Genomic DNA, 19,720 nt, shown 5'->3' with positions numbered 1-19,720 from the left:
ACCTGCCAGCCCGAACGCCAAGAAGCCGCAAACGATGAGGGAGATGTTCAGCCCATGACCGACTTCAAGGTGGACGCGCTCAAGGTCGGCGAGATGTACGATTCCGTTTCGCGCTTCTATGAAGCACGGATGGGCAGTAGTTTCCACCTGTCCTACTGGTTCGGCGACGATGACGACACATCGGCAGCCGAGGCGGCGGATCGGCTCACCCACAAGGCCGGCGACACGTTAGGCCTCCTCCCGAGCCACCACCTTCTGGACGCGGGGTGCGGAACCGGAGGGCCGGCGGTCGCGCTGGCCATGAAGACCGGAGCAAGGGTCACGGGAATCAGCGTCAGCCCCGTAGGTGTCGAGTTCGCCAACAACCGGGCACAGGAGCATGGGCTGAGCGATCGGGTCCACTTCGAGCAGGGCGACTATATGTCCACCCGGTTCGATGATGATTCGTTCGATGCCGTTCTGGCCATCGAATCACTCGAACATGCGCCGGACCTGAGTCAAGTGCTCCGGGAATTCTTCCGCGTACTCCGCCCTGGAGGTCGATTCTCGCTCGCCAGCTACTCATCGGACTCTCCGATGACCAAGGAGGAGGCGGAGAGGTACCGGAAATTCTGGATGATAAATTTCCCGCCGTCGTTGACAGAATGGCTCGACGCCGTGCGAGGCGCTGGATTTGAAGTCGAGGAGTACACGGAGTGCGGCGCGCGGGTGGCCAAGCATGCGGCGCGGATTCTGGACGTTCCGACGTCCCGGCAGGAGGAGCTTGTCGCCAAGTTCGGACAGGGGTCAGGGGTTGAGGAGTCGATGGCTGAATTCTCTGACATCGTCTCTCTCATCGAGAAGCACAATGGCTATGTAATCATCGCGGCTCGCAAGTCGACCCGATGACCGGAGCCTTTCGCCGGCTTGTTGATCTGAAACTCAAAGGATTCTCGTCGAGGGTGTAGAGGGCGCGGGGGCCGTGGTCCGGATCCGTTCGTCGGGCAGAAGGTCGGCCAGGTAGGAGGGATCCTCTCCGGTCTGGCCGGTCTCGATGTCGCGAGGGTCAGGGGTGTAGCGCAGGAAGCGGTTGTGGGAGATGTTCTGCCACTTCATGCAGCCGCCGAGAGCCAGGAGCACGCTGCTGAACCAGCGGTGGACGCTGTCACGCTCGGCCGGGTCGAGACGGAAGATGCCCATCATCTCAGGCAGGTCCTGTTCAGCCTGGAAGATCTTGTCGAACAATCCGGTGGCCATGGTGTGCGCTTGATCCACGGCTTCCTGGAGGCTGATCTGGCGTTCGTGTCGCAGGACGTAGACGAGATTGTTGACCGCGTGCTGGTTGCTCTCCTTGACCAGGGACACGACATCGTTCTGCCAGTTGATGATGTTGGCGGCGTTGAAGAGGAAGTCGTTCATCCAAACCGATTCCCGCAGCCGGTAGGGCACGCTGACGCGTTCGGCGAGTTCGACGACATCGTAGACGGGGACCACGCAACCACTGTGGACCCTCATATGAATGTAGGTGTCCAGGGCGGGCAGGGACTGGCTGGCACGGTTCTCACTCTCCCAGATGTAGGCCAGCATGTACTGGCTGATCCCGCGTGCGAGCCGCCGCATGCTGTCACTGCTCAGCCTCTGACTGAAGCCGGCGACGACGTCCGCCAGTCCCTGGTACGGGGCAGGCGCATCGCGGGCCGGCGGCTCCCCGTACAAGATGGCGATGATGCCCGAAGCGACCGCCTTCGCCTTGGGCACATCCAGACCGGTGTGGCCGTCGTCGAACTGGTCGTCGAAGATCCAGAACCAGCCCATCATGTTGGTGAGCAGGAGCAGGTCCTCCAGCGACGCGGTGGGATAGAACCAGGCGTTGCCCTCCACATTGCACGTCTTGAGATAGTGCCTCCGGGATTCCTCCGTGGGTAGCAGGTCGAATCGATCCATCCAGGCCAGATGTGCGGCCTCGACCTGGCTCACGAGCGAGTTCTGCCGGTGTGGGAACGGGATGTCCCACACCGGCCACACCACGGCATCCAACAACTTCCGGCCCATCACTTCCCCTTGCTTGTCGGCATCTCGGAGACAAACGCCTCTCCCTCTGGCGCCGCCTACCAAATGAAGCCTGGCACGCCCGGCACAAGGCCCGGCGGTTCCGGCCCCCGTAGGCGGTCTGCGCGGTCCTGGTCTATCGCTGCGGGCCTCGATCGCCGAGGTTTGTTCGCCTTCTTCCGCCCCATGCGCACACCGTATCGGCCCGGCCTGGATTTTCTTGCCCGTCGGGGAGTTGGAGCGCACTGCCTATTCGGCCCGCCGCAACGAGGCTGCGCTCGTGCTGTCCGCGATTCGCGGACAGCACGAGCGGTGGCAGGCCACACCCCATGGCAATCGACGACGAGAAGCGCGAACAAGGGCGCGACACCGGCGCACCCGGAGACCGCCCAGTACGCGGAGGCCATAGCCACAGCGCGTCGACCGCGTATTGCTCGGCCAGCTCGCACGCGCCGCCGAGAGCCCCGACACTCCGGTCGAACTCGCCGATGACATCGACGCGCTGCGCCGTGACGCCACGGCCATGCGCGCCAGAGGCGCCCGGATCGGCAAGCTCGCCCGGGTTGTCGAAGGCGTGTCCCCCGGGCAGCAGTGCCAAGAGCCTTGCCCGCCCGCATGCCGCCCTCGGCATGCGGGCGGAAATACCTCTGCGCTTCCTCGGCGGGCGCTCGTGTCCGGCCTTTCTGGGTAGCCAGCCAGTCCAAGGCCGGTTGCACGATGAGCGCGGGGCACGGACGCACGATGCCGTACACGCCTGGAAGCGCCCCACCGAGTGCAGCGGCGATGACGAATGTGTGCGAGCCTGCACCCGCAGGGCGGGTGGCCGGAAGCCGCCGATCGGGTGTTTCGTCCACGAGGCGAAGTAGGCACTCTGGGAGGCGATCTCTCCACTGATGATCAACGGCCGCCGGCACCGTGGGCGGCCGTCGACCGTCGTCGCGCAGGCTCTGGAAGGACGCTCGCCGTGCCGTACGCCACGACCCTCGACGGGGTCGCCATCGCCTATCAGCTCCGGGGTGACGGAGCTCCGCTCGTCCTGCTCGCCGGTCAGGCGAACAGCCATCACTGGTGGGACGGCGTCCGCGACGACTTCCACGTCGCCCGCAGCACCCTCACGATCGACTACCGGGGCACCGGCGCGAGCGACGATCCCCTGACGCCCTTCAGCACCGGGCAGTTCGCGCGGGACGTGGTGGCCGTGCTCGACGACCTCGGCATCGACCGCGCGGACGTCTACGGCACCTCCATGGGCGGGCGCGTGGCCCAGTGCCTGGCCGCCGAGCACCCGGGGCGGGTCCGTTCATTGGTGCTCGGCTGCACTTCCCCCGGCGGGCGGCACGGCGTCGAGCGCGGCAACGACGTGCGCCGGTCGCTGGCCGGTACGGACCCGGAGGTGACGCGGCGGGCGCTGCTCGACCTGATGTACACACCGGGCTGGCTCGCGTCCCACCCCGGCCCGTACCGGACGCTGGGGGACCCCACGATGACCGCGCACGCCAAGCGGCAGCATCTGGCCGCGAGCAACGGGCACGACGCATGGGGCGCGCTGCCCGGCATCGAGGCGCCCACACTGGTGCTGCACGGGAGCGACGACCTGCTCAACCCTGCCGCTAATGCGCCCTTGCTCGCGGACCGCATCCCCGGCGCCCGGATGGTGATGATTCCCGGCGCCCGGCATGCCTACTTCGAGGAGTTCCGTGACATCGCCGGGCCCCTCGTCCTCGACTTCCTCGACCGCGAGGTGCAGAAGGCATGACCCGCAGGGACGACCTGCCCGCCCGGGGCGAAATGCGTGGCACGTCCCCGTACGGGGCCCCGAGCCGGCCGCCCCGGTGCGTCTGAACGTCAACGAGAACTCGTACGAACCCGCCTTGGAACGTCGCGGATGGGCTGCCTGTGGGGGGTTATCGCCTCCAACGGCCCTGGGGTTGTCTTGAGGGCGGGCGTTCACGACTCTGCTGCGCAATTCCCGTTGGTCATGTGGTGATCACATAGCGAGGTTGTGCCACCCCGGGAGCGCTCGGTCACTCACACGGGTCCGAGTAGCCGCAGTCGTGCACGTGTCATGCCGGGGGCTTCTGCAGCCAGTCTGCTTCGGTGGTCCAGAACATGTGGCGCGCACCGAGATAGTCGTGGGCGAAGTCCGTGAACCGTTCGCGGATGTACGGCTTACCGGTCTTGGGGTCCTTGGCCTTGATGTCGGGTTCCTGGACGGCCATCGCGACGAGGGGAAGGGCATCCTTGTACTTGTGGAGGAACTTGTAGGAGTTCTCCATCTGATACTTCCGGTCCGGCAGGGTGTCCGGTCCTCCGATGCCGATCTTCTTGTCCCTGGCGAGGTCGAACATCTCCTTCATGCGCTTGTGGTCGTCGTCATCCGGCAGGAAGTTGATGTACTGGATGAACTGCGTCCTGGTGAAGACCTCCTTGCCGTAGCGCATGTTGTCGATCTCGGCATCGATGTAGGACTTCGAGGTGTACTTGGTCTGATCCTTCTTGGTGTCCACCTCGACCGCGGTCTCCGGAAGGTTCACCCCGGCGAGCTTGCCGTCGAACTTCTCCGCCATCGCCTTCAGCAGGGCCTGGAAGTCTGCTCGCACCTCTTTGTTCCACTGCGCGACCATGGCCCCATGGGTGGTGGGGTTGTCAGGGTTCTCATCGACCGTCGGCGCGACCCCGCCCTCGTCCTTCACATATTGGGGAACGTTGGCGTCCTTCATGGCTACATCGAAGAACCGGTCCTGAACCTGGACGAACATTTTCTTGTGGCGTTCCTGGAGATACTTCAGGGCATTGTCCAGCCGCGACCACTTGTACTCCCCCTTCTTCCCCTCAAGGGCCTTCCAGGGCACCACCACCTGTACGCCGCCGATGTCCGTACGGTCAATCATGGCCTTGACCTCAGGGTCCTCGCCGGACGTGGCATCCTCGAATGCGCCGAGCGACATGTACAGATTGTCCGTCACCTTGCCGTGGGACACCGAGTCGGCGGCCTTGCCGGGGGAGGGAGCCGCGGCGGCCACCCCGACAGTGGCCGTCAAGGCCACGGCCGTGAGGACAACAGATCCGACCGCACCACGTTGCATCATCATGAACGAGACGCTAGGGGAACGTTCTTAGTGAAAGATAAGAGCATCCGTCGTCACTCCCGATACACGAACGGAGCGGAGAGGAACCAGTACTCCGCACAAGGGCCGCGTGCCCAACCGAGGCTCCAGAGCTTTCCTGACCGTAAGAAGCCTGGCTGGACCCCGCACAACAGCAGTACCCCGACGAGCTCAGCGCCCTCCTGAACACCCCTGCCCACGGCCGTCTCGACGCACTTGAGTACCGGCGCGGGACCTGCTGATCGAGGGCACTTGCGCCAAGCTGAAACGCCTGGTCAAACTCGATGTCCTCACCGAGGCAGACGCCGGCAGGTTCACCAGGAAGCAGTAGCCGACCGAGCACCGCGACCAGCAGTCCTACGCCAGCCTCACCCAGAAATGGACAGCAACTCACGAACCGCCCTCTCAGATGAGCCTGGCGTCCCGAACGGGGCCCGGGAGGGGGAGGATCGTGTGAGGAAGCGTGGTCTGGTCGGCTTAGCGGGCCGTCGGGCAGCGCTGCGGTACCTGCTGGCGGGGATCGCCGCTTCCGCGGTGTCGGGGTGCAGGCTCACGGGCGGCTCGCCGCCTACCCGGCGGCGAGCCGCTGGGTCCGTCGGCCTCTTCTTGGGCGCAGGGTGTGGAGCAGCCGCGGTGACCGGGGTGGCGGCAGGAGCGGCAGGCCGGCGACGTCGAAATCGTGACCATCACGGTGAGCGCACGGCGACGACGTCGCGGTTCGTGGAGCCGAAGAAGTCGGCCGCCAGGGACAGGGTGACGACGAAACCATCATGAGCCGCCAGCTTCTTGGCCTCTGTCAGGGTTCCTTGACATTCCTTGAGTGTCAGGGCAGCCTGACGAGCATGGGAGCTGAGGACACACCGGCCTCGCTGGCCGGACAGGTCACCGACAAGGACCCCGCGGTGGGACTGCAGGCCGTCGTCGCTTTGCGCCGTCTCCTGGAGGAACTCGAACGGGTCCACGTCGACAACGCCCGCGACCAGGACTGGTCTTGGCAGAGCATCGCCACGTCGCTGAACGTCAGCCGGCAGTCGGTGCACGAGAAGCATGCGAGCAGACGCAAAGCCGAAGGCAAGGAGAAATAGAGTGTTCGAATTTTTCACCGACCGCGCGAGGCATGCCGTGGTGCTGTCCCAGGACGAGGCGATCGCCCTCGGCCATGACTTCATCGGTACGGAACACCTGCTGCTCGGCCTGGTCGGCACCGACCGGAGCACGGCCGGGGACGTGTTACGCGAGCAGGGCGTCGAGCTCACGCGAGCCAGGGAGGAGACCGTGCGCATCCTGAAGGCCGCCGGAATCGTCGCCACCGGCGGACAACCCGCGAAGGACGCTCTGTCGTCCATCGGCATCGACGTTGAGGCGATCCAGCGCCAGGCCGATGACAATTTCGGTCCCGGCGCCTTCCAGTACCCGAGGCCCGCCTACACCCCGGATGCCAAGAAGGCACTCGAACACACCCTGAGCGAGGCGCGGGCCCTGGGCCAGGAGAAGTTCGGCACTGAGCACATCCTGCTCGGCATGCTGGCCGCGGGAGAAGGCCGTGGCCTCGATGTGCTGACGGCCCTGGGTGTGGGCCCTGACGGCCTGCGCGAGGCGGTGCTGGCCCGGGTGGCCAGGGGCGCCTCGTAGCGACGGTTGCGGGTATGCGGGCGCCGTCCGGCCCGAAGCCGGGCGGCGCCACGGAGCGTTTTGCCCTGCAACTCCTCTGGAACCTCCACCGGAAGACAGCGGCCGGCCGCCTCGCCCCAGCCGGTCGTACTTGGGGTCACGGCCCTCGGCGGTCATCGCGAACCGGCCCCAGCAAGCCGCGGCCCCACCTGGGTGCGCCGGCTCATCGGGCTCGTGATGGCTGGAGCTCGGCGGTGGCGCAGGCGGAGTCCTCGGTGGCACTCTCCTCGCGGCGCGGCGCGGCGTTCGCAGCGCCAGTCCACATGAGGCCTCCACAAGCTGCTCAGCGATTAGACGCCGAGTACGTCGCCCAACGATTCGCCAATATCGTTGCCGCCGGGTTGTGAGCCAAGGCCGAGAGCGGCGGGATCGTTGTCTGGCGACTGTGAGCAATCTTCAACGGAACGCTGTCACGGGCCAGCGGCCGGGTGCCGCAGTCGACGTGTGCGGCTCGTCTCGAGTGAGATGGGTGTGCTGCCTCGTGAGGTCGGTGCCGCTAGGCGGAACTGGTGGCGCTGGTCGGCGGAGCCTGCTGATAGAGCGCCACCAACACACCGTGCACGGGCTGGTCCTCTGTGTTTTCCTCGGCTTCGTCGACCAGTTTGGCGAGGGTTTCGCCGAGTTCTCTTGCCTTCGCGGGGCTGAGACGCAGGTGGCGGAGTGTCAGATGGGTCTCTGTGGGGGAGAGGTCCAGCTCCTGGGCGACCGCGGCGAGCATCGCGGCGGTGCCTGCCGCTTGGGGTTCGGCAACCACCATGCGGCGGGCCGTGCGCTGGTAGTGCTGCTCCGTGCCGCCGCGGACCTGACGGGTCTCGGCGACGTGGACCAGCCCGGCTTCGCGGAGCACTTTGAGGTGGTGGGCCACGTTGCCCTTCTTCGCGTCGAGCTGCGCCGCGAGCCGGCTGATGGTGGCGGGCCGGTGGCCCAGGGCGAAGAGCAACCGCTGGCGCAACGGGTGGGAGAGCGCCGCGAACTGCTCAGGCGCACCGATCTCCAGGACTCCCTCGGGAGGCGGCAGGTAGGAAGGCTGATCGCGCATACCGAAAGTGTCTAAACTCTTTGACGCTTTCGCAAGGGCAGTGCTCTACTCCCTGCCATGACGACTCCGACGAAGCTTCAGCCCGCCCCGGTCATCGACGAGACAGCCCGGCTGTTGACCGAGCACTACGTCTTCCCCGAGATAGCCGAGCAGCTCGCCGGCCTGCTGCAACAACGCCTCGCCGAGGGCGCCTATGACGTCGACGGCGCCGAGGAGCTCGCCCGTCTGGTCACCGCGGATATGCAGTCCGCCAACGGCGACCGACACCTGAGACTGAAGTACCACGCCGACCCGGTGTCCCCGAAGCAGGGGGCGGCCACCCGGGTAGCCATGCGCCGGGAATTCGACACCTTGCTGGGCGGTGCACCCCGGGTGGAGTTGCTCGGCGGAGGGGTCGCCGTGGTGGAGCTGGCGCCGATGCTGTTTCCGCTGGAATGGGCCGCCGAACCGCTGAGCGCCGCGCTCACCCTGGCCTCCCGCGCCCAGGCGCTGATCGTGGACCTTCGCTCCAACCGGGGCGGCGACCCGGACACGGTCGCCTTCGTCTGCAGCTACCTGCTGGACGAGCGCACCCACCTCAACACCATGTACTGGCGCGGCGGCGAGCGCATCGAGCAGTCCTGGAGCCTGCCGCACGTTCCCGGCGTGTGCTTCGGTGGCAGCAAGCCGTTGTATGTGCTGTCCAGCAACAGCACCTTCTCTGCCGCTGAGGAGCTGGCGTACGACCTGCAGCAGCTCGGCCGCGCCGTTGTCGTCGGCGAGCGCACCCGCGGCGGCGCACATCCGTGCAAGGGCTGGACGGTGCACCCACACCTGGAAGCCACCGTCCCCGGTGGTCGCGCCATCAACCCCGTCTCCGGCACGAACTGGGAGGGCGTCGGTGTGCAGCCGGATGTCCCTTGCGCTGCTGCTGACTCCCTCGACCACGCGCACACGCTGGCCCTCGCCCGTCTGGCAGGTTGATCCAGTCCAGCTCGGGTGCGGTTCCGAGTGAGATCGCCGTCAGGCGGTGAGGGCGTATTCGTCCTGGTCGCAGGTTGGACAGAGGCGCTGATGTTTCTGGGCGGGATGATGTCGCCGACAGGGAGCGCGCCCAGGCCGTTCGCAGTGGCATGCGCAGAATCCAGGGCACGCCACAGCTCATCGACGGCTGCCTCACCGGAACCGGACTCTCACTCGCGCCGACGTGAAAGCCGACATGAAAGAAGCCCGACAACCCGACGGAAAGGTCAGCAGCTCCTCTGAGTCATGTCTCGGTGGTGGTCATTGTGAGGACCACCAGGTCGACGACGTAACGGCGGTGAAGCCCAGCGACTCATACAGCGGCCGTCCGAGCCGTGAGGCGGTGAGTGTCACCGGAAGGGTCGCCATGGGCGCGAGCGAGCCGAGCATGACGGCTCGTCCGACGCCGCGGGAGCGGTGCGCCGACGACGTGCCGACCCAGTAGTGGCTGCCGAACCCGTCGTGGACGACGGTGACACCGGCCCCGACCGCCTCGCCGTCGAGAACGGCGAGAAAGACGTCCACGCCTGGCTGCTCGGTCAGTGTCGTGGGGAACATCTCGCCGGGACTGTAGGGGGTGAACCTGGTCAGCTCGAAGCCCTCGATCACGATCTGCTCGGCAGTCTGCAGCTCGTGCGTCCGCCGGACTCGGATCACCTCCATCGCGGGGGCGGGGACAGGGCCAGGCGGGCGCACCATGATCGGCATCTGCCAGTTACGCATGCCCAGGTGGCTCAGGTCGGTGGAACTGAACGGATCCTCAACATCCACCGGTCCGGTCGATCGGCCGGCCAGCTCGGCCAGCTCGGTCAGCTCGGCGAGCTCGTGCGCGTCGGGGTCGGGTTCCTGCAGCAAGATGCGTGTCCCGGCGCGCTTGTCGCCGAGTACGGCGAGGAAGCTGCGTCGGCGGATCAACTCGTGGCCGCGGGATTTTCCGATTGCGGCCCAGAACCCGGCGGAGTTGCGGGCCTGGCGTATCACCGCGTCGTCGAAGGCCGCGGGGTGATCCGGATGCTCCTGCCCGTTTCGATCCTCGACACGCGCGTCGGGGGTGGTCTGCCAAGTGTTGGCCACGGATGGCTCCTGTTCAGTCATGGTGCGGTGATCCCGGCGAAGGGGGAGGCGGGGCCCGAGGAGAAGTCAAACTCGGGTCTTCGTCATGCCTCCGACCTAACGACGTAATGTCTCTGATAGTTGGGCCGATCTCAACCGAGATTGCTGAGCCATTCGCCTTCTGCGATCTCGCCCGAGGCCGCATGACGCTGTCGTACTCGCGTGACCCGTTCTGCTCCTTCGCCACTGGCCAGGACCTGCGGACCTGCTTTCGGTTGCCGCCGGCGGGCGCGCCCACATCGGCGGGGTGGTGATGACGATCGTCCACGACCGCGCCAAGACCATCGTGCGCTGCCATGTGGACTCCGGGCGTGCAGCGACGGCCCTGAAGACCGAGTGCCTCCGTCTTCAGGGGACGACTGGGGCGCTTGGATCCCTGGTCCGCCTACACCTGCATCAACCGGGCCCTTTGGGGTACAGGGCGGGGGTACAGGGCGCCACCGGAGTCCCGCCCCGCGATCTCGCCGGGATACAGCAGCGGCTCGCCGCGATGCGCGACCACTTGCCCGCCGTCGCGCAGCAGATCGACATCAGCACGCCGAGCTGTAGGGTCCGTCGCAACCGCCCCCCGGCGTCGCGCACGATTGGCTGCGCGCCGCCCTGGCCACCCGGACAGCCCGTCCGGACTGCCTGAACCGGACCGTCAGCCCGAGCCGGTCACCGAGCCGCTTCGCGTTGCTCACGCCACTTCGGGGCGAGCACCGACCAGATCTCCATGTCGTGGCGTACGCCGCGGTACAGGACGCTCTCCCGCAGCACCGCGTCCCGCACCATCCCGAGCCTCTTGGCGACGTTGATGCTCGCGGTATTGGCGGAGGCCGCCATCCACTCCACGCGGTGGATCCCGCGCACGTCGACCGCCCAGTCGATGAGCACTTTGATCGCGCGCGTGACCAGCCCGCGGCCGACGGCCGACTCCTCCAGCCAGCAGCCGACCTCGCAGGTGCCGGCTCCGGCGTCGAAGGTCCGGAAGAGGACACCCCCGACGAGCGTGCCGTCCGCCCAGATGCCGTGGATACGCCCGCTGTCGGCGGCTTTCTTGTCTGCGTACAACTGGAGGAACGCCGTGGCGGACGCGAGGTCGACGGCACGGTCCGCCAGCGCGATATGGCGTCCGATGTACTCGCGGGACCGGTCGATGTGGGCCAGGTACTCCTCGGCGTTCCACGGCTCCAGAGGCCGCAGCTCGGCACCGTCGTCTCCCAGCGATATCGCGAACATTCTGCCCCTCCACACCGTGTACGTGACAACGGCACAACCTCTGCGGAGACGCTGGAGTTCCCGTGGACCGCCGCTCGGTCACCGAGCCACGACGTAGGCCCGTACTTCCGGGCCCGTGTGCAGCTTGAGCGGGTGTCCGAAGGCGCCGCGCGGCGTCGGCGGACACAGGACGGTGCCCAGGTCCGCATAGCCCCCGTGGTCGAGGAGGGCTGCGTGGAGTTCCTGGTGGGAGGCGGTGGGCAAGAGGCCCAGGAGGTGGGCGGGGAGGGAGCCGAGGTCCTCGCCCGTCCACGAGTGCACCCGGGCCACGGAGTCGCCCGGCGCGGCCCTTTCCTGCACCAGGACGCCCGCGCCGTGGTGGCTCTGCAGGAGGAGAGCCCACAGGGTGCGTTCCACGAGGTCGCGCGGGAGCGCGAACAGGTGCCGCGCCAAGGCGTCGTCCGAGCCGGAGAAGGCGTGGAACTCGGCCGCGACCGGAGGGGCCGGGGCCCCGGTGGCCGAAGAAGAAGAGGGTGCGACGGTCATGGTCATCCACCTTGCTCGTCCGGTCAGGTGAGCTGGATCAGGTGCGGCCGGTGGGGGATTCCACCGACTTTTCCGCGGCCGACGGGCGGAGCCGCGGATGTCTCCGCACGACGGTCACGGCCATGGAGGCCGCCGCGAGCAGCGCCGCCGCGGCGGCGGTAAGTGCGCCGAACCCGGGGGAGACGTGCTGGACGACCACACCGGTGACGAAGCTTCCGGCCGCGAAGCCCACCCAGTTGGACGCGACCAGCACCGCGAAGGCCTGCGCCCGGGTGGCGGCCGAGGCGTACTCGCCGACCAGCACCGTCTCGATGGCGTCCGCCGGCCCGTTGACGAAACCGATGGCCACCAGCAGGGCCAGGGTGAGCAGGGTGGCAGGCCCCGGCCCCAGGGCCAGGATGCACCCGCCGTACAGGGCGAGAGCGACCGTGAGCTGCGCCGGGCCGCTGCCGGGCAATCGCAGGCCGCCGTACAGGAAGCTGCCCAGTACGCCGCCGCAGGCGAGCGCGGCGAGGAACAGCCCGGCGTGGGTGCCGAGCTCGCCCGCGTGTGCCGTCACCGACACCTGCACCCCGCCGATCGCGAACGCGGCCGCCGCCACGACGAGTTGGATGTGAACCTGCCGCCGGTTCCAGTCGATGCGCATCCCCGGCCCCGTCAGCGGTGGCCGTTCCCGGTCCACGAGCCGTACGGCCGGCGCCGCCCGCAGCCACAGCACCCCGATGGCGGACACCGTGGCCGTGACCACGACGGCGTACAGCGCGGGCAGCACCATGACGGTGGCGGCCACCAGCAGCGGGCCGCACACGAAGACACTCTCGGTCAGGAGCCCGCACAAGGCGAAGAGGGTCTTGCGGTCCTCCTCCCCGGGCACCACCGCCATGTACACGGCGTTGGAGATCGCGGCTGCCGGGGGAGTGGCGGCACCGGCGAGAAAGGCCGCCGGTACCAGCAGGGCCGGCCACGCCGAGGCGGCGACGAGCGCCACGAACAGGCCGAAGGAGAGGGACTGCAGAGAGGCCGACCAGGCCAGGGCGGTCCGGGCACCGTGCCGGTCCGCGATCCGGCCCCACAGCGGTGAGGTGAAGGCGAGGGCCACGGCGTAGGCACCGGAAACGGAACCGGCGTTGGCGTAGCTCCCGCTGGCGTCCTTGGCGACGAGCAGCAGTGCCAGGCTGACCATGCCGGACAGCATGCGGCAGACGAAGGCGGCCGCCACCACACGGGCGATACCCGGGTGGGCGAGCGCCGTTCGGTACCGTGCCATGACTGCCATCCCGGGCCACCTCCACCGAGCCGGTGTCCTGCCGACGGTGGGACGCTACCCGGCGAGGGGTGATCCGGGAAGTGAGGCGGAGAACCCCCGACGGAATTCGCCCCGAGGGATGTACGCGAAGGGGCGTACGCGAGCTGGTGTAGGCGGTGGGAGCGGCTCGGTGCGTTTCACGGACCGGTAGGTCACCGACAGGGAAATGCCGGGCATCGCCTGTCTCCCTCCAGGGGACTAGCGTGACGTCCCTCAAGCGGCCCATCCGGAAAACGCCATCCGGAAACGCCATCCGGAACATCGACCTGCAACGTCCACCCGGAAACACATCCGGAAACATCCGGACCACGGAGGTACCGCCGCAATGACCACCCAATCCACACGCACGTCCCAGCACATCACCGCCGCGACGGCTCAGGCATGCAAGACGGCGGCATGGGACTGCCAGTCGCACATCTTCATGGGCTCACCGGAGACGGTGATCGAGAATCTGGCCGGCCTGCCCGACGAGCTCGTGGGCCGGCGGGTGTACATGCTCCTCGTCCAGGGCGACAGCCACACGGAGGCCCGTATCTTCGAGCGTTTCAACCTGGAGGACACCGAGGGCACCGTCTCGAGCTGGGCCGAGAACGACATGCACGACATGGTCAGCCAGATCACCGAGGTGCTCGTCGCCAACCGCGGCGTGCACTGTCCCGGTGAACAGGTCAAGGCCACTCTCGAGAGCAAGCGCGAGATCCACGTCGGCGCCCCCGCGCCCGCCCCCAAGTCCACGGCCGAGGCGTTCACCCCGCTCGTCGAGGGCTTCAAGCACGACAAGTTCGTCCGGGCCACCGTGATGGTCCTCTGCTGACGGGATCGCGGCGGACGCACCGATCGTCTTTCCCGCCGCTCATGGCAGCGTGTCGGCTCAGCCTTCGCGGGCATCCGGCACGCTGCTCGGAATCCCGCCCTCCATGAGCCATTTGGCCACCAGAGCGGCCCGGTTGTGCACATTGTGCCTGTCGTAGAGACGCTGAAGATGTGATTCGACGGTGCGCGTGGACATATCCAGTTTCCGGGCTATTTCCTTGTTGCAACAGCCCGACACGATCAAAGAGAGGATCTGTTCCTGTTTGGGGCTCAGGTGCACGGGACTCTCCCTCAAAAGAGGATCTTGGCGAACCGGGGCGATCCCCGGCGAGCGCGGTGCACATGACCTGCTGTCAACAGCGTGGATTATTCCATGTGCCTCCCCACAGGAGAAGCCGTGGCCGAGTTCCCGACCCCCGCCCCCCTTCCGTACGGTTCCTGGCCCTCTCCCATCACCGCCGGAACCGTGGCCCGGGCGCGGCTGCGCCTGGACTTCCCCCTGGCGGCCGACGGCCGTGTGTGGTGGCAGGAGTCCCTGCCGACGGAGGGCGGCCGGACGACGGTCGTCGAGCACACCCCCGGCGGCGGTAACCGGAATCTGCTCCCGGCGCCTTGGGACGCCCGCAGCCGCGTCCACGAGTACGGCGGGCTGTCCTACCTGCCCGTGCGGTCAGCACGGGACGGCAGTCGGCAGATCGTGTTCGCCCACTTCCCCGACCAGCGGCTCTACCTCACCGCACCGCACGGGATGCCACCGGTGCCGCTCACGCCCGAACCGGCCGAGCCCGCCGCGCTGCGCTACGCGGACTTCGCGCTCTCTCCCGACGGCCGGGAGGTGTGGTGCGTGCGGGAACGGCACGGCGTCACGGGGCGGATCACCCGCTCCATCGTGGCGGTGCCGCTCGACGGGTCAGCCGCCGGGGGGCCGGACGCCCTGCGCGAGTTGGCCGTGGGCGCGGACTTCTTCGCCTACCCCACCCCCTCGCCGGACGGCCGCCACCTGGCGTGGATCTGCTGGAACCACCCCGACATGCCCTGGGACGCCACCGAGTTACGGATCGGCCCGGCCGACCGGGCGGCACCGACCACAGGCCGACCGGTCATGGGCGCCGGCCCCGTCCGGGAGTCGGTGCTCGCACCGTGCTGGCGCGACACGAACACGCTCTACGCGGTCTCCGACCGCTCGGGGTGGTGGAACCTCTACGAGGTGGACCTCGCGGCGCCCGCGCGGCCCCGCGCCCTGCACCCGGCGGAGGAGGAGTACGGTCACCCGCTCTGGGACCTGGGCGGCCGCCCCTTCGCTCCCCTCGCCGACGGGCGCCTCGCCGTCGCCCACGGCCGGGGTGATCAGCGGCTCGCCCTGCTGGACCCGAAGACCGGCGCCCTGACCGACCTGGACTGCGGATACCCCGTGTTCTCCCCGGCGCTGTCCACCGACCGTGCCTTCGTCGTCGGGCTGGCCGGAGGCCCGGCGACACCGCCCTGCGTCGTACGGGTCGACACCACCACTGGTGTGGTGGAGGAGCTGCGCCGCGAACTCGAGGTCCTCCCCGACCCGGCGTATCTGCCCGCCCCCCGGCCGGCCGAGTTCCGTGACGCGTCCGGCCAGGTGGTGCACGCGTCCGTCTATCCCCCGTCGCACCCCACGGCCCGCGCGCCCGAGGGCGAGCTGCCGCCGTATGTGGTGTGGGTCCACGGCGGTCCGACCGGCAACGAGTCCGGGGTGGTGGACCTCGCCAAGGCCTACTTCACCAGCCGCGGCATCGGTGTCATCGCCGTGGACCACAGCGGTTCGAGCGGCTACGGCCGTGCCTACCGCGAACGGCTCAAGGGACGGTGGGGAGTGGTGGACGTCGCGGATGTCGTCATGGCGGCCCGCCAACTCGCCGCACGCGGGGAGGCCGACAGCAGGCGCCTCGCCGTACGCGGCCCGTCGGCCGGCGGCTGGACGGCACTCGCCGCCGTCACCACGGGCATCGCGGCCCACGGGCCGGTGTTCCGGGCCGCCACCTCCTATTTCGGTGTCGCGGACCCCCGGCTTCTCGTCGCCCAGCTGCACGACTTCGAGTCCCGCTACCTCGACGGCCTCATCGGCCCGCTGCCCGCCTGTGCCGAACGCTACCGGGAGCGGTCGCCGCTGGGTCATGTCGCCGACGGCACCTGCCCGGTGCTGCTGCTGCACGGCACGGACGACCCCGTCGTGCCGCCCGCCCAGGCGGAGGCGCTGGTCAGAGAGCTGGAGTCCCGGGGCGTCGGCCATCTCCATCTGGCCTTCGCCGGGGAGTCGCACGGTTTCCGCAAGGCCGAAACGATCGCCCGGGCCCTGGAGACGGAACTGGCCTTTTACGGCAGGACCCTCGGCTTCGATCCGCCCGGTGTGCCACCGGTGGAACTGTCGTGACCTCACGGGGCGCCGGAGGCGTCGACCCCGAACGCTTCCCCGAGTTGGTACAGACCTATTGACGGCACGTCAGGGTCGTCCTACGTTCGAAGAAATCCGGGCGCGCACCGCTCGTCCCGCCATCGGCTGCCTCTCCGGGTGGAAGGGAGAGCGGCAATGGCCGGTCGGACATCACCTCTGCTGGGCCTCGGTCTGGCGCTGGCCCTCGTCGTCCAGGCACCGCTCGCTTCCAGGGCGAGCGCTTCGGCCGATGACACCTGCCCGGTCAAGCCGAAGCCCACGGGCAAGGTGCTCCAGGGATACTGGGAGAACTGGGACGGCGCGGCGAATGGTGTCCACCCGCCCTTCGGCTGGACACCGATCACGGACCCCCGCATCGCCGCACACGGTTACAACGTGATCAATGCGGCGTTCCCGGTGATCCGCCCGGACGGCACCGCCCTGTGGGAGAACGGGATGGACGCGACGGTGAAGGTCGCGACCCCCGTCGAGATGTGCCGGGCCAAGGCGGACGGTGCCACGATCCTGATGTCCATCGGCGGTGCGACGGCCGGTATCGACCTCAGCTCCCCCGCCGTCGCCGACCGGTTCGTCGAGACGGTGGTGCCGATCCTGAAGACGTACAACTTCGACGGCATCGACATCGACATCGAGACGGGCCTCACCGGCAGCGGCGACATCAACAGACTGTCGGCCTCGCAGGCCAACCTCGTTCGCATCATCGACGGTGTGCTCGCCCGGATGCCCTCGGACTTCGGGCTCACGATGGCACCCGAAACCGCCTACGTCACCGGGGGCAGCGTGACCTACGGCTCGATCTGGGGCGCCTATCTGCCGGTGGTGAAGAAGTACGCGGACAACGGCCGGCTGTGGTGGCTGAACATGCAGTACTACAACGGCAACATGTACGGCTGCTCCGGGGACTCCTACTCCGCCGGGACGGTCAAGGGGTTCACCGCGCAGACGGACTGCCTGAACAAGGGGCTGGTCGTCCAGGGCACCACGATCAAGGTCCCCTACGACAAACAAGTCCCGGGGCTGCCGGCGCAGCCCGGCGCCGGAGGCGGCCACATGGCGCCGCAGCTCGTGGCGCAGGCCTGGAACGGCTACCGCAACCAACTCAAGGGGCTGATGACCTGGTCACTCAACTGGGACGGCGCGAAAGGGTGGACGTTCGGCAACAACGTCAAGACCCTGCAAGGCCGCTGAGACCGGGCCGTGAGCACACGCACACACGACGGGACGCCACCCGCAGACCCCGTACCCCTGCACCGGCTGGCGCTCTCCCCACCGCAGGCGCCGCCCTGCACCATCGGCTCCTTCGACGTCTTCGGCCCCGATTCCCGCGCGGGCTATCCGCACCGGCACTCCTTCTACGAGATCGTCTATGTGACGGGAGGATCGGGCGGCCATGTCATCGACCTCGTCCGCCGACCGCTGCACCCTCCGCACCTGTGTGTTCTGCTGCCCGGACAGGTGCACTACTGGGACCGGGTCTCCGGCCTGCGGGGTGTGCTGATGCTGTTCACCGACGACTTCCTGCTGGCACGCCCCGACGACCGGCAGCTCCTGCGCGCCCTCAGCGAGCGGTCATGGCTGCAGCTGCCTCCCGGACCGGACGGCAGTGACGCCGCGGGGCTCGGTGCCTTGATCCGTGCGATGGAGCGGGAGTTCACCGACCGGGCCGACGGCTGCGCCTCCGTGCTCCAGGCGTATCTGCACATCCTGCTCGTCCACGCGCTGCGCCTGCCCGGGGCCGGCAGACCCCCGCGGCCGGATTCGGTCACGGGCCGGTCCGCGGGGGTCTCCCGGGAGTTCGGGCTGCTGCTCGCCGAGCCCGCCGGAGCCGCCGAGTGGTCGGTCGGAGCGTACGCCGCGCGGCTCGGGGTCTCGGTCGGCTATCTGAACGAGGCCGTCAAACGGGCCACGGGCCGGACCCCCGGCGAGCTGGCCCGCGCGGCCAGGACACTTGAGGCGAAGCGGCTGCTGACCGGCTCCGACCTCGGTGTCGGCCAGGTCGCCCGGCGGGTGGGATTCGCCGACCCCGCGTACTTCTGCCGTTTCTTCCGACGCGAGACCGGGGTGAGCCCCGGGGAGTTCCGCCGCAGGGCGGGCGGGAATCACCACGTTCACCGAACGGAGTCCATCGATCCGCACGGCCGGCCGCCCTAGCGTCGTGAGTGAGGCACTCACCCCTGGAGGCAGACCATGGCGGACGAGCACATCCCCACCCGCGACACGGAGGCCGAGGGACGGCCGGTCAGTCGTAAGACCCTGCTCAAGGCGACCCTCGTCGCCGTATCCCTGCCCGCGCTGCTCGGTGGCGGCGTGGCCCTCGCCCGTGACCACCGGCCTTCGGACGCGCCCTTGGCACCGACGCCGTTCTGCGACGACGGGGACGATCCCACTCCGCCGCAGACCGAAGGGCCCTACTTCATGCCACGCTCACCCGAGCGCCTCTCCCTGCTGGAACCCGGGACGCGGGGCACCCGGCTCACGGTCGGCGGCTATGTCTTCGGGCTGACCTGCAAGCCGGTCGCGCACGCCCTGCTGGACTTCTGGCAGGCGGACGACGCGGGCGCGTACGACAACCGGGGATTCAGACTGAGGGGTCACCAATACACCGACGCACGCGGTGCGTTCACGCTGACGACGATCGTTCCGGGGCTCTACCCGGGCCGTACCCGTCATCTCCACGTCAAGGTGCAGGCACCCGGGCGGCCCGTGCTCACCACGCAGCTGTACTTCCCCGGCGAGCCCCGCAACCACACCGACCCGCTCTTCAACGCCGCCCTGTTGATGAACGTCCGGCAGGCCGGACCGGCGAAGCAGGCGACCTTCGACTTCGTCGTCGACGCCGGCGGACCCGGCCGGTAGGCCGACCGGGGGTGCCGACGCGTCAGGCGGTCTCCGAGGAAGGCCGGCTGCCCGGGCGGCACTCCCGGTATTCGTTCGTCAGCAGCGCGTCCATGGTCCCGCGGAGGTGGCCGATGAAGTCCTCGAACCCCTGGAGCTGCTCGGGGGTGTACCGCGCCATCTCCGCGGCCATGCGCTCGGCGTAGGGGCCGAAGAACTCCACTGCCCGCGGTCTGATGTCGGGGCTGCTGCGCAGGGTCACGACCCTGCGGTCGGTGTGCTCGCGGGTGCGGACGATGTGCCCTGCCTTCTCGAGGCGGTTCAGCAGGATGGTCGTCGCGCCGGACGACAGGGAAACGCGCTCGCCCAGCCGGGCGGGAGACAGGGGGGAGCCCTTGTCCTCGGCGTACAGGATCTCGGCCAGTGCCGCGGCGTCGGTGGAGTGCAGCCCCAGCCAGGTCGCGAAGCGCTGGGTGAACTCGGTGTAGTTGGCGCCGAACGCTCGCAGCCCCTCCATGAGGCGGTCGCGCCGCGCCTCGAGGTCGCCGGACTCCGGATTCTCCATGCGCGTGCTCCCCTTTCCGCTCCGCGCGGGCGACTTACACGCGCGGGTGATGTGATCCACCGCTCGGTTGACA

Annotated in this window: 19 protein-coding genes; 10 read left to right on the top strand and 9 right to left on the bottom strand. The window is 68.5% G+C overall.

The genetic code is table 11. The features are described 5' to 3' along the window. The first annotated feature begins 54 nt into the window (after nucleotides 1-54). Nucleotides 55-888, top strand: coding sequence for an SAM-dependent methyltransferase (locus ACZ53N_RS12745; RefSeq protein WP_469140881.1), 834 nt, complete (start codon nucleotides 55-57; stop codon nucleotides 886-888). A 33-nt stretch (nucleotides 889-921) separates the two neighbouring features. Here ACZ53N_RS12745 and ACZ53N_RS12740 read toward each other — a convergent pair whose 3' ends face one another. Next, nucleotides 922-1,956, bottom strand: coding sequence for a terpene synthase family protein (locus tag ACZ53N_RS12740; protein WP_469140880.1), 1,035 nt, complete (start codon nucleotides 1,954-1,956; stop codon nucleotides 922-924). Between the two features lie 1,036 nt (nucleotides 1,957-2,992). Here ACZ53N_RS12740 and ACZ53N_RS12735 point away from each other — a divergent pair. Next, on the top strand, nucleotides 2,993-3,784 hold the full coding sequence (locus tag ACZ53N_RS12735) for an alpha/beta fold hydrolase (RefSeq protein ID WP_469140879.1): 792 nt from the start codon (nucleotides 2,993-2,995) through the stop codon (nucleotides 3,782-3,784). Between the two features lie 307 nt (nucleotides 3,785-4,091). On the opposite strand, the gene ACZ53N_RS12730 is transcribed toward ACZ53N_RS12735, so the two are convergent. Then, complete coding sequence (locus tag ACZ53N_RS12730; RefSeq protein WP_469140878.1) at nucleotides 4,092-5,120, bottom strand: hypothetical protein; 1,029 nt, start codon at nucleotides 5,118-5,120, stop codon at nucleotides 4,092-4,094. Nucleotides 5,121-5,977: 857 nt separating this feature from the next. Here ACZ53N_RS12730 and ACZ53N_RS12725 point away from each other — a divergent pair. Beyond that, nucleotides 5,978-6,220, top strand: a complete 243-nt coding sequence (locus ACZ53N_RS12725; protein ID WP_209513636.1) for a hypothetical protein — start codon at nucleotides 5,978-5,980, stop codon at nucleotides 6,218-6,220. Between the two features lies 1 nt (nucleotide 6,221). Next, entirely contained in the window at nucleotides 6,222-6,767 is a 546-nt protein-coding gene (locus ACZ53N_RS12720; protein ID WP_469140877.1) for a Clp protease N-terminal domain-containing protein, read from the top strand. 535 nt (nucleotides 6,768-7,302) lie between these two features. Here the strand turns inward: ACZ53N_RS12720 and ACZ53N_RS12715 are convergent. Continuing rightward, nucleotides 7,303-7,845 carry an ArsR/SmtB family transcription factor gene (locus tag ACZ53N_RS12715; protein ID WP_469140876.1) on the bottom strand — a complete coding sequence of 181 codons (543 nt, stop codon included), beginning with the start codon at nucleotides 7,843-7,845 and terminating at the stop codon, nucleotides 7,303-7,305. A 57-nt stretch (nucleotides 7,846-7,902) separates the two neighbouring features. Between ACZ53N_RS12715 and ACZ53N_RS12710 the strand changes: the two genes are divergently transcribed. Then, on the top strand, nucleotides 7,903-8,808 hold the full coding sequence (locus ACZ53N_RS12710) for a S41 family peptidase (RefSeq protein WP_469140875.1): 906 nt from the start codon (nucleotides 7,903-7,905) through the stop codon (nucleotides 8,806-8,808). Between the two features lie 300 nt (nucleotides 8,809-9,108). Here the strand turns inward: ACZ53N_RS12710 and ACZ53N_RS12705 are convergent, their stop codons facing one another. The 4 genes from ACZ53N_RS12705 to ACZ53N_RS12690 form a co-directional block, all read right to left on the bottom strand. Then, nucleotides 9,109-9,942 carry a GNAT family N-acetyltransferase gene (locus ACZ53N_RS12705; RefSeq protein WP_469140874.1) on the bottom strand — a complete coding sequence of 278 codons (834 nt, stop codon included), beginning with the start codon at nucleotides 9,940-9,942 and terminating at the stop codon, nucleotides 9,109-9,111. A 675-nt stretch (nucleotides 9,943-10,617) separates the two neighbouring features. Further along, nucleotides 10,618-11,181: a GNAT family N-acetyltransferase gene (locus ACZ53N_RS12700; protein WP_469140873.1), complete on the bottom strand. Its 564-nt coding sequence runs from the start codon at nucleotides 11,179-11,181 to the stop codon at nucleotides 10,618-10,620. Between the two features lie 78 nt (nucleotides 11,182-11,259). Next, a complete protein-coding gene (locus ACZ53N_RS12695) occupies nucleotides 11,260-11,706 on the bottom strand; it encodes a hypothetical protein (RefSeq protein WP_469140872.1) in 447 nt (148 codons plus the stop codon). A 37-nt stretch (nucleotides 11,707-11,743) separates the two neighbouring features. Continuing rightward, complete coding sequence (locus ACZ53N_RS12690) at nucleotides 11,744-12,973, bottom strand: MFS transporter (protein WP_469140871.1); 1,230 nt, start codon at nucleotides 12,971-12,973, stop codon at nucleotides 11,744-11,746. A 364-nt stretch (nucleotides 12,974-13,337) separates the two neighbouring features. Here ACZ53N_RS12690 and ACZ53N_RS12685 point away from each other — a divergent pair, with 364 nt between their 5' ends. Next, nucleotides 13,338-13,826 carry a hypothetical protein gene (locus ACZ53N_RS12685; RefSeq protein WP_469140870.1) on the top strand — a complete coding sequence of 163 codons (489 nt, stop codon included), beginning with the start codon at nucleotides 13,338-13,340 and terminating at the stop codon, nucleotides 13,824-13,826. Nucleotides 13,827-13,883: 57 nt separating this feature from the next. Here the strand turns inward: ACZ53N_RS12685 and ACZ53N_RS12680 are convergent, their stop codons facing one another. Next, complete coding sequence (locus ACZ53N_RS12680; protein ID WP_469140869.1) at nucleotides 13,884-14,105, bottom strand: response regulator transcription factor; 222 nt, start codon at nucleotides 14,103-14,105, stop codon at nucleotides 13,884-13,886. Between the two features lie 117 nt (nucleotides 14,106-14,222). Between ACZ53N_RS12680 and ACZ53N_RS12675 the strand changes: the two genes are divergently transcribed. The 4 genes from ACZ53N_RS12675 (at nucleotide 14,223) to ACZ53N_RS12660 (ending at nucleotide 19,103) form a co-directional block, all read left to right on the top strand. Further along, nucleotides 14,223-16,226 (top strand): S9 family peptidase, encoded by a 2,004-nt coding sequence (locus tag ACZ53N_RS12675; RefSeq protein ID WP_469140868.1) that lies wholly within the window; start codon nucleotides 14,223-14,225, stop codon nucleotides 16,224-16,226. Between the two features lie 156 nt (nucleotides 16,227-16,382). Then, complete coding sequence (locus tag ACZ53N_RS12670; protein ID WP_469140867.1) at nucleotides 16,383-17,435, top strand: chitinase; 1,053 nt, start codon at nucleotides 16,383-16,385, stop codon at nucleotides 17,433-17,435. A gap of 9 nt (nucleotides 17,436-17,444) precedes the next feature. Beyond that, nucleotides 17,445-18,398, top strand: a complete 954-nt coding sequence (locus tag ACZ53N_RS12665; RefSeq protein WP_469140866.1) for a helix-turn-helix transcriptional regulator — start codon at nucleotides 17,445-17,447, stop codon at nucleotides 18,396-18,398. A gap of 36 nt (nucleotides 18,399-18,434) precedes the next feature. Further along, nucleotides 18,435-19,103, top strand: a complete 669-nt coding sequence (locus tag ACZ53N_RS12660) for a dioxygenase family protein (protein WP_469140865.1) — start codon at nucleotides 18,435-18,437, stop codon at nucleotides 19,101-19,103. Between the two features lie 22 nt (nucleotides 19,104-19,125). Here the strand turns inward: ACZ53N_RS12660 and ACZ53N_RS12655 are convergent, their stop codons facing one another. Then, entirely contained in the window at nucleotides 19,126-19,647 is a 522-nt protein-coding gene (locus tag ACZ53N_RS12655; RefSeq protein WP_469140864.1) for a MarR family winged helix-turn-helix transcriptional regulator, read from the bottom strand. Between the last annotated feature and the right edge of the window lie 73 nt (nucleotides 19,648-19,720).

It is taken from the genome of Streptomyces sp. NPDC033229, from assembly GCF_055576875.1.
This window is presented reverse-complemented; position numbering and strand designations above follow the sequence as displayed.

Coding starts and splice junctions, on each gene's coding strand:
- ACZ53N_RS12710 (WP_469140875.1), top strand. CDS start 7,903: ATGACGACTCCGACGAAGCTTCAGCCCGCCCCGGTCATCGACGAGACA.
- ACZ53N_RS12685 (WP_469140870.1), top strand. CDS start 13,338: ATGACCACCCAATCCACACGCACGTCCCAGCACATCACCGCCGCGACG.
- ACZ53N_RS12745 (WP_469140881.1), top strand. CDS start 55: ATGACCGACTTCAAGGTGGACGCGCTCAAGGTCGGCGAGATGTACGAT.
- ACZ53N_RS12730 (WP_469140878.1), bottom strand. CDS start 5,120: ATGATGATGCAACGTGGTGCGGTCGGATCTGTTGTCCTCACGGCCGTG.
- ACZ53N_RS12700 (WP_469140873.1), bottom strand. CDS start 11,181: ATGTTCGCGATATCGCTGGGAGACGACGGTGCCGAGCTGCGGCCTCTG.
- ACZ53N_RS12670 (WP_469140867.1), top strand. CDS start 16,383: ATGGCCGGTCGGACATCACCTCTGCTGGGCCTCGGTCTGGCGCTGGCC.
- ACZ53N_RS12715 (WP_469140876.1), bottom strand. CDS start 7,845: ATGCGCGATCAGCCTTCCTACCTGCCGCCTCCCGAGGGAGTCCTGGAG.
- ACZ53N_RS12705 (WP_469140874.1), bottom strand. CDS start 9,942: ATGACTGAACAGGAGCCATCCGTGGCCAACACTTGGCAGACCACCCCC.
- ACZ53N_RS12695 (WP_469140872.1), bottom strand. CDS start 11,706: ATGACCGTCGCACCCTCTTCTTCTTCGGCCACCGGGGCCCCGGCCCCT.
- ACZ53N_RS12660 (WP_469140865.1), top strand. CDS start 18,435: ATGGCGGACGAGCACATCCCCACCCGCGACACGGAGGCCGAGGGACGG.
- ACZ53N_RS12655 (WP_469140864.1), bottom strand. CDS start 19,647: ATGGAGAATCCGGAGTCCGGCGACCTCGAGGCGCGGCGCGACCGCCTC.
- ACZ53N_RS12690 (WP_469140871.1), bottom strand. CDS start 12,973: ATGGCACGGTACCGAACGGCGCTCGCCCACCCGGGTATCGCCCGTGTG.
- ACZ53N_RS12725 (WP_209513636.1), top strand. CDS start 5,978: ATGGGAGCTGAGGACACACCGGCCTCGCTGGCCGGACAGGTCACCGAC.